The organism is Bacillus sp. 220_BSPC, from assembly GCF_001054655.1.
In the GTDB taxonomy this organism is placed as follows: Bacteria; Bacillota; Bacilli; order Bacillales; family DSM-1321; genus Peribacillus; species Peribacillus frigoritolerans.
Window position 1 is genome coordinate 41,207 of sequence record NZ_JVPL01000148.1, and the last position, 8,179, is coordinate 49,385.

8 protein-coding genes are annotated in these 8,179 nt (G+C 34.6%); 5 read left to right on the forward strand and 3 right to left on the reverse strand.

The genetic code is table 11. From position 1 onward, the window contains the following. Positions 1–12 precede the first annotated feature (12 nt). On the forward strand, positions 13–3,051 hold the full coding sequence (locus ADA55_RS09630) for a Tn3 family transposase (RefSeq protein ID WP_048682638.1): 3,039 nt from the start codon (positions 13–15) through the stop codon (positions 3,049–3,051). A gap of 13 nt (positions 3,052–3,064) precedes the next feature. Continuing rightward, a complete protein-coding gene (locus ADA55_RS09635; RefSeq protein WP_048682643.1) occupies positions 3,065–3,250 on the forward strand; it encodes a hypothetical protein in 186 nt (61 codons plus the stop codon). Between the two features lie 295 nt (positions 3,251–3,545). Here ADA55_RS09635 and ADA55_RS09645 read toward each other — a convergent pair whose 3' ends face one another. Further along, complete coding sequence (locus tag ADA55_RS09645) at positions 3,546–4,217, reverse strand: hypothetical protein (RefSeq protein WP_048682648.1); 672 nt, start codon at positions 4,215–4,217, stop codon at positions 3,546–3,548. Positions 4,218–4,503: 286 nt separating this feature from the next. Here ADA55_RS09645 and ADA55_RS09650 point away from each other — a divergent pair, with 286 nt between their 5' ends. The 3 genes from ADA55_RS09650 to ADA55_RS09660 all read left to right on the forward strand — a co-directional run bounded on the left by ADA55_RS09650 (position 4,504) and on the right by ADA55_RS09660 (position 6,890). Further along, on the forward strand, positions 4,504–5,685 hold the full coding sequence (locus ADA55_RS09650) for a phosphotransferase (RefSeq protein WP_048682651.1): 1,182 nt from the start codon (positions 4,504–4,506) through the stop codon (positions 5,683–5,685). Between the two features lie 224 nt (positions 5,686–5,909). After that, on the forward strand, positions 5,910–6,473 hold the full coding sequence (locus ADA55_RS09655; RefSeq protein WP_048682655.1) for a recombinase family protein: 564 nt from the start codon (positions 5,910–5,912) through the stop codon (positions 6,471–6,473). A 210-nt stretch (positions 6,474–6,683) separates the two neighbouring features. Then, a complete protein-coding gene (locus ADA55_RS09660) occupies positions 6,684–6,890 on the forward strand; it encodes a hypothetical protein (RefSeq protein WP_048682657.1) in 207 nt (68 codons plus the stop codon). Positions 6,891–7,038: 148 nt separating this feature from the next. On the opposite strand, the gene ADA55_RS30415 is transcribed toward ADA55_RS09660, so the two are convergent. Together ADA55_RS30415 and ADA55_RS30420 are read right to left on the reverse strand one after the other, a co-directional pair. Further along, positions 7,039–7,899 carry an aKG-HExxH-type peptide beta-hydroxylase gene (locus ADA55_RS30415; RefSeq protein WP_226990442.1) on the reverse strand — a complete coding sequence of 287 codons (861 nt, stop codon included), beginning with the start codon at positions 7,897–7,899 and terminating at the stop codon, positions 7,039–7,041. Positions 7,900–7,975: 76 nt separating this feature from the next. Next, positions 7,976–8,179: hypothetical protein (locus ADA55_RS30420; RefSeq protein ID WP_204375326.1), on the reverse strand; the 204-nt coding region annotated here is incomplete at its 5' end.

Consider the following 8,179-nt stretch of genomic DNA (forward strand, 5'->3'; position numbering starts at 1 on the left):
AAGGGATAGAAATTGCCAAGTATTCAGGATACCATTTACCCCAGGTTTAAAAGTAATCTGACAGAGAAGGACTTGGAAGAAGTATATACCCCAAAAATAAATGAAATAGAATGGGCAGAGGCCAAGTCTAAAGGTACCTTACAACAATTAGCATTATTAGTTTTAGCCAAAACCGTACAGAAGCTTGGATTTTTTATACATATTGTCGATGTTCCAGAAGCGATTGTTATACATATTGCGAAAAAGGCACACTTGCCTTTGCCTACCAAAGAAGAGTGGAAAACGTACAGTGAAACGAGAACTGCTAAACGCCATTTTCGCTTTGTTCGGGATTTTCTTCAGCTTCGACCATTTGATCATGAGGCCCATCATATTCTAACCGATACAATGAATAAACTAGCATTTAGCAAAGATGATCCGGCCGACTTAGTCAATGCTGCAATTGAAGAATTAATACGACTACGATACGAATTACCCGTTTATAATACCTTAAAAGATGCAGCAAACGATGTTCGAAATAAATCATATCGTGCCATCTATCATCAGATTGACCATGCACTAAATGATGAACAAAAAAAGAACATAGATCAACTTTTTCAGATACCTGAAGGCGCTACCTACAGTCCTTGGAATGAAATAAAAGAGGACGCGAAAAGAGCCACTTTATCACATCTAAACGATTTAATTGTACGCCGGAATTGCTTAATAGACCATCACATTCCTACCGATTTGCTTCAGGACGTTCCTTACATCAAAGTGAAACAAATGGCAGCTGAAGCCAAAACATTGGGCGCTTTTCGTATGTTAGAAATGGAATCTAAAAAAAGATATGCGCTTACACTTGCCTTTGTATCTATGCAATTGTCTAAAATTTTAGATGATATTGGAGAAATGCTCATTAAAAGAATGATGAGTATCCATAAAAAAGGCCGTCAACGTTTAAAGGATCATAAAGAAAAGACGCAAAAACGCACAGATTCGTTAATATCAACCCTCCATGAATTACTGCTTGCTTATCAAACAGAAGGGAATCCTGAAGATAGAATTCAGGCCATGCAAAAGGTACTCAAAGAACAAGAAGCACAGGTTTTACAAGATTGCGAAAACCATTTAGCTTTTAGTGGAGACAACTACTATTTATTCTTATGGCAATTTTATAAAAGTCACCGTGCTACATTATTTAAAATTCTTAAAACTATTCCACTCCGTTCAACTACACAAGATAAAGCACTGGAAGAGGCGATTTCTTTTCTCCTTACACATCAATATACAAAAAAGGAATTTATACCAGTCGTTCACATCGAAAAGAACGGAAAGTGGCGAAAGGATTGGGAAGTTACTCCTTTATTAGACCTATCTTGGGTTCCAGATTCCTGGTGGCGTTGGATCAGTCCTAAAAAGAAGAAAGAAAAAATGCCTGATGAAATCAATCGCCGACACTTTGAAGTATGTGTCCTTTCGCAGATTATGTTAGAGCTTAAGGCAGGTGACCTATATATAGAAGGAAGCGAAAAATATGCAGACTATCGAAAGCAACTCATTACATGGGAGGACTATGAAAAGAATTTAGCTGATTTTTGCAAGCATGTGAATTTGCCTGTTTCCGGGGTCGATTTTGTTAGAAAGACACAGCAAGATTTTAAACAAGTCACAAGCCAAACAGATCAATCTTTTCCTCGTAATGAACAGGTACGGATTGAAAACGGTGAAGTGGTGATTGGAAAGTTAAAGAAGAAAAAAATCCCCCTTGGTTTAAAGAAGCTTGAAGAATATATAGCCGGAAATTTAGAGCCCATTAATGTACTGGATATGCTAGCTGATACCGAATACTGGTTAAACTGGACTCGTTTTTTTGGTCCCATTTCAGGACATGAGGCGAAATTAGACAAAGCAGTTGAACGATATATAACGAATGCCTTTTGCTATGGTTGTAATTTAGGACCGACACAAACAGCTCGATCAATAGGAAGTTTAGACAGAAAACAAATAGCATGGATTAATCAACGTCATGTAACTATTGAAAACTTAGACAAAGCGATTCAATATATCATTAATGCCTATAACCAATTTGATCTTCCAAAATATTGGGGTGATGGAAAGAGTGCTTCAGCCGACGGAACCAAATGGGATTTATATGAGCAAAATCTTCTATCCGAAAACCATATTCGTTATGGAGGATATGGCGGGATTGGCTATTATCATGTTTCCGATACCTATATTGCTTTATTCAGCAATTTTATTCCTTGTGGAGTATGGGAAGGGATCCATATTTTAGACATTTTGATGAATGATAAAACCGAAATTCAACCTGAAATTCTCCATTCAGATACTCAAGGGCAGAGTACAACAGTATTTGGGCTTTCTTCTTTATTAGGAATTCAGCTGATGCCTAGGATACGTAATTGGAAAGATTTAAAATTATTCCGTCCCTGTAAAGAAGAGGTGTATGAACATATTGATGAACTTTTTTCAGGAGAAATCGATTGGGAGCTCATTGAGACTCATTATCCAGACATGATTAGAGTTGCTATGTCGATCCAGTCAGGTAAAATTACTCCATCTACCATTCTCAATAAACTAGGGACATACAGCAAAAAGAATAAGTTGTATCAGGCGTTTCGCGAGCTTGGAAGAGTAATACGAACTATGTTTTTATTAAAATACATGGCTGACGAGGAACTGAGAGGAACGATTCAAGCAGCTACCAATAAAAGTGAAGCCTTTAATGGGTTTACCAAGTGGCTATTCTTTGGTGGTGACGGGATTATCGCTGAAAATGACCGGGAAAAACAGCGTAAGGTCATTAAATATAATCATCTAGTAGCCAATTGTCTTATCTTTTATAATGTGTTCTCTCTATCTCGTATTCTCCATGACTACATGCAAGACGGAAATGATTATGATGAAGAGCTGATTTCCTATTTAAGCCCCTATGTTACAGCTCATGTCAATCGGTTTGGTAAATACCGTATTGATCTAAACCGTAAACCTCCTAAACTTCCGTTTGAGATGCCTGTAGCAAGAGAAAAAAGTATGCCTTTAACAAAGTGAAGGAGTGACCTTAATGCTAGATATTGATAAAATTCGCTGGATGATGAACCGAAGAGATTCAAGATGGTGGGAAGAAGACTCATGGGAGATTTATACTAAACTTCGTAATGATATGTATGATACGATGGACTTTTTAAAATCCTGTTCAACCCATGAGTTGGAGACTATTGAATGGGAACTTAATGACTTAATGACTTAATGGACGATTTTGACGATGAAAATGGCGAAGGGGAATTTATTGAATTTCTTGAAGATCTAGGAGAAAGGAAATCTGACAGTTTGCTAAATCAGTTTGGGAGTTCAAAAACAATAAAAAAGAAGAAGCTGTTGATTAACAGAAATGTATTTATGGCTTGTTCAGCAAACGGGCAGATTGTGGAAGATTGAACGTAAAGTGGGGAACTATTTTTGATGTAAGTAATGGAATACAATTAAACTAAAGGAGCTTAGTGCAACAAGAAAGCTTGGCATCTCTACCAAGCTTTCTGAAACATTTATACTTCCTTATCAAATCCAAAATGTTCTTCAACTTGCCTAATTAGATGCATTGGATCAGTTCCGAGAGTTTCTCTTTTAAAACATTTAAATCCACTTTCTTGAATAGCATTTTCTAACTCATCTGCTTTATGAAACATCGTACGGAATACATTTTCAAATGCTGCCTCTGAATTTTTTAGTCCTTTTATACATTCGTACATATCTCTTTTATCGGCACGATTAAAATAATCATGGCGTACCACTTTTTCTGATGAAATTAAAAAAACAACTTTGCTGTAATCAGATATTCTTTTTAGTAATTCCACTGAGAAGAAGCCATCCACTATTATTTTTTTACTGCCTGCTCTACCCGAAATTCTTAATAAATCCGTTACCACCATCTCAGTTTGTTCAAGGAAGGTAGCATCTAGCCATTCTGAATATTCTTCTACTGGTCGCATGAAATATTCTTCCCATGACGTAAAATTAGGACGTTTACTCATCGCTGGTTGATATTCAGAGCTTGCTATTTCTTGATATTCACTATGATGTTCGTCCCAATTGTATAAGATAAAGTTATATTTATTTGCAAGGTATCTAGATACTGTAGTTTTTCCACCACAAGCACCACCAGTAACAATATAAATATTCTGGAAATGGTGTTTAATAATGTTATCAGCAATAAGCATATATTTAATCCCCCATTAATTAGTATTTTTATTAAATTAAAGGGGTAAATTGTCAAACATACGTAAACCTCCTTTCAGAGAGTGTTTTTAACTATAAAGTAAATTGTCAAACACAGCTAATCCCTCCTTTACATGGAATACCATATTAATTCTATGCTTTTCTAAAATATTCCTTTACTAAAAAAAGGAATTCATACTTTAATATCTAAAAAAATATGAAAAGGGTTTAACTTAAACTAACCCAGCTAATAGAAGATCAATTGTATTCCATTATAGGGCGCCTTTCTTGAATAAGAAGATGTCTTTTCTTCTAAAAAGGGGACCAATTTTCTATATAGAAATAAGTAAAAGCAAAGTAACCCTTTTTTATAGAAATACAATGAAAATATTAATAAACGGAAGTGATTTCAAAATGATTTCAAAAATAAAAATATCGGAAGAAAATTTAATAAAATATGTTCAATTACATACTGGAATGAAACATATTGTTCTTGGTGATTGGTCATGCACATCACTTGGATGGAAGGCCTCTAATGACGTTACAGGAGGGGTTTACCGTGTTAATGGAGTAGCAAATACTGAAGAAAACTCTATTAAATGGTCGTTTATATTAAAAGTTGTAATCCCTTCCCCTAATTATAACGAACCAAGTCGCTACAACTATTGGAAACGGGAAATTTTAGCTTATAAATCTGGACTACTTGATAAACTTCCTAATATAATACACGCTCCACGTTGTTTCGGTATTGATGAACAAGAGAATCAGGTTTGGTTATGGTTTGAGGAGGTAAGTGATTTTTACCACGGTGATTGGACACATAATCAGTATGAAAAAGTTGCACGGTTACTCGGAAGATTTAATGGAGCTTATTTAGTTGAAAAAGACTTACCAACTGAAAAATGGTTATGCAAGGAATGGTTATCTTCTTGGGTGAGAGAATGTGATAAATTTGATGATGGTACGGCCCTTAAAGAAGAATTTTGGGATGATGAATACATTTCCAGTATGTTTCCACCTGACATGTATAATCGATATTGTAAGTTCCATGAAAAGAGAACACAACTATTAATGAGACTTCGAGAACTACCAAAAGTGTTTACGCATAACGATGCATGGGCTCCTAACCTTTTTCTCCAAGAGAATGAAACCATTGTTGCTATTGACTGGGCTTTTGCAGGTATAACAGGAGTGGGTGAAGAGTTGGGGCGATTTTATGGGCTCTGCTTACATTCTGGTATTGACTATTATGATATGAAACAATTATCAGAAATTCTTTTTGAAAATTACTGTAATGGTCTTTATGAGGCTGGGTGGACTGGGGATAAAAAACTTGTTCGTTTTGGATTTACGACTTCTGCTGGAATTCGTTGTGGCATGATTATTCCAAAAATTATTAGAGATTTTTCTAAGAATAAAGAGAATGGGGAGTTGAGTTCATGGATAGGCTGCAAAATCAATGCAAAATAGCCATTCAATTGCTTAAATTAGCAGAGGAAGCAATTTCTTTATTAGAAGCTCCGTTGCTAAAAACTTAGTAAAATAATTATTTATAGACTGATAGGTTTTTACCGTTCAGTCTATTTTTATCAATAAGGTACACCCTATTGATAATATTTTGGCTCCTTGATAGTATTAGCTTGATAGACTCTCAATAACACCTATCAAAAATACATATTAAAAGAGGACGAAATATGATCTATGGATATGCCCGGGTAAGTACACAAGAACAAAACCTTGATACTCAAATTGAAAAACTTACAAAATTTGGAGTTGACGAAATTGTAAAGGAGAAAATCAGTGGTGTTTCTAAACATAAGCAACAATTGGATGAGCTTCTTTCCAAGATTGCTACTGGTGATACCTTAGTTGTGACTCGGATGGATCGTCTTGGTCGAAACACTGTTCAGTTGCTGCAATTAGTTGAACAGCTTCGTGAAAAGAACATTCATTTTGTGATCCTAAACTTAGGAATTGATACAAGGACACCTACTGGTAAGTTCTTTTTAACAGTAATGGCAGCATTTAGTGAGCTAGATCGTGAAATGATTAAAGAAAAGCAACGTTCAGGAATCAAATTGGCCAAGCAAAAGGGCAAATATCGAGGAAGGGTAAAAAAATATACAGATAAACATCCAGGAATGAATCATGCCATTGAATTACGAAAAACAACAGATAAAACTGTTAAGGAAATCTGTACAATTACAGGAGTCAGTCAGGCGGCGTTTTATCGAAAGTTAAAGGAAATGGAGGAATAGTAGGGATAACTGGAAATTATTTCATATGTGACCCCTCAATCCTCGAATCGTTTCCGTACCCCAAATAGATTTTAGAAGTGGTTACATTCAAGGCGAAATGTCTGCTTATCAAATGATCAGAGAGGAAATCCAGGTTGTTTTTAGAACAGAACTAATCTAGAAAATGTAGTGCTTTTAATACAAAACGTAGCCTAAAATAGGGGAGATTTAATGGATTTTTTAAATTGGTATGACTGGATTCAACCAACTAATCCTTATGCATCAATATTTTTCGGAATTATTTTCACAATTCTAACGGGGTTAATTGCGTGGTTTGATACGAAAAAAATCAGAACATTCGTCTTAATAATAGCTGGAGGATTAAGTTTTACCATCATTGGCGTTATAATCTTAAACTCCGTCGGTTATTATGGCTAATACACTTCATCCTTAATGAACTAACGGGTGCGTTAGCTGAAGATCGGAGCTGTCTTTAAAGGCAGCTCTTTCCTTATGGAACTAAAGGGGCAGGTTAGATTTATGAAAAAAAAGAAAAAGAGAGGGCAACAATGCCTTCTCTTTCTTTTCATTCATGTATTAAGGAGTGAATATCATCATAGTTAAGATGTTCTGTGAAATAGTTCATTCCCTCTAAAATTTCAATCCCACGTTCACCTAAAAATTCATGTTTGGTATTTAATTCTTCAGACGTTCTTTTAATATTCGGAAGGAAAGTTAATGCTTTTTTATCATTTCCTAATTTGTGATACATATACATAATCCCTATAGCTACAACAGCTGAATGGTATGCTTTGTCTATGGATCTTTTTGTTGTTAAAATACTTGATATCGTCATTGCTTCAGGGCTATTTGCTACTTCTTGATTAGGAAAAATTGCATATATCATGTCATCTAAATATAAGCAATGATGAATAAATTCGTGATAAATTGCTTCTGCATAGTCTTCTATTTTCCAGTGCTTTGGTGGATGTAACCAAATTACACCGATAGAACTAGATACAGAGCCCCCAACATATCCTTCTACTTTATAACATGCAATTGCTCCAATGACTTTTCTCATTGTGTTCATGATACTAGGATTTATAGTATTTAAAAGTTCAAAAGCTTCTTCAATATTTTTCATAATCTCTTGTTGTTCGTCAATTGAAAAAAGATGATCTGTAAATTTAACATTCTTATCTTTGAGTAAGTCTTTAATAATTAATCTATTATATAAATCTTCATGATCAAAAGTAACCTCAATTTTATCATTAACAGGTATAAAGTTCCCTTGCATGCTATTTAAAGCATTTATGTAATCTTTTTTATTATAAGCAATCCTATCTTGTTTGAAAAATCTAATTAGTTCTTCCATATTTGCAATAATTTCTTTTGTATTGAAAAAATGCAACTTTTCATTAGGAGTTTGAACAGCTATATTTGTCATTAAATTCACCTCATTATTATAGTAAATAAGTATAGGAGAATAAAATTCTCCTATACTTATTTATAAAAAAAATCTTTTACTTTGCAGAAACATGGTTGTAGTGATCTTGTGATTTGCCTTCAGAGTTGCTCACAAAGTTCTCGATGTTTTTTGAAACATGGTTGTAGTGATCTTGTGATTTACCTTCAGAGTTGCTCACAAAGTTCTCGATGTTTTTTGAAACATGGTTATAGTGATCTTGTGATTTACCTTCAGAGTTGCTCACAAAGTTCTCGATGTT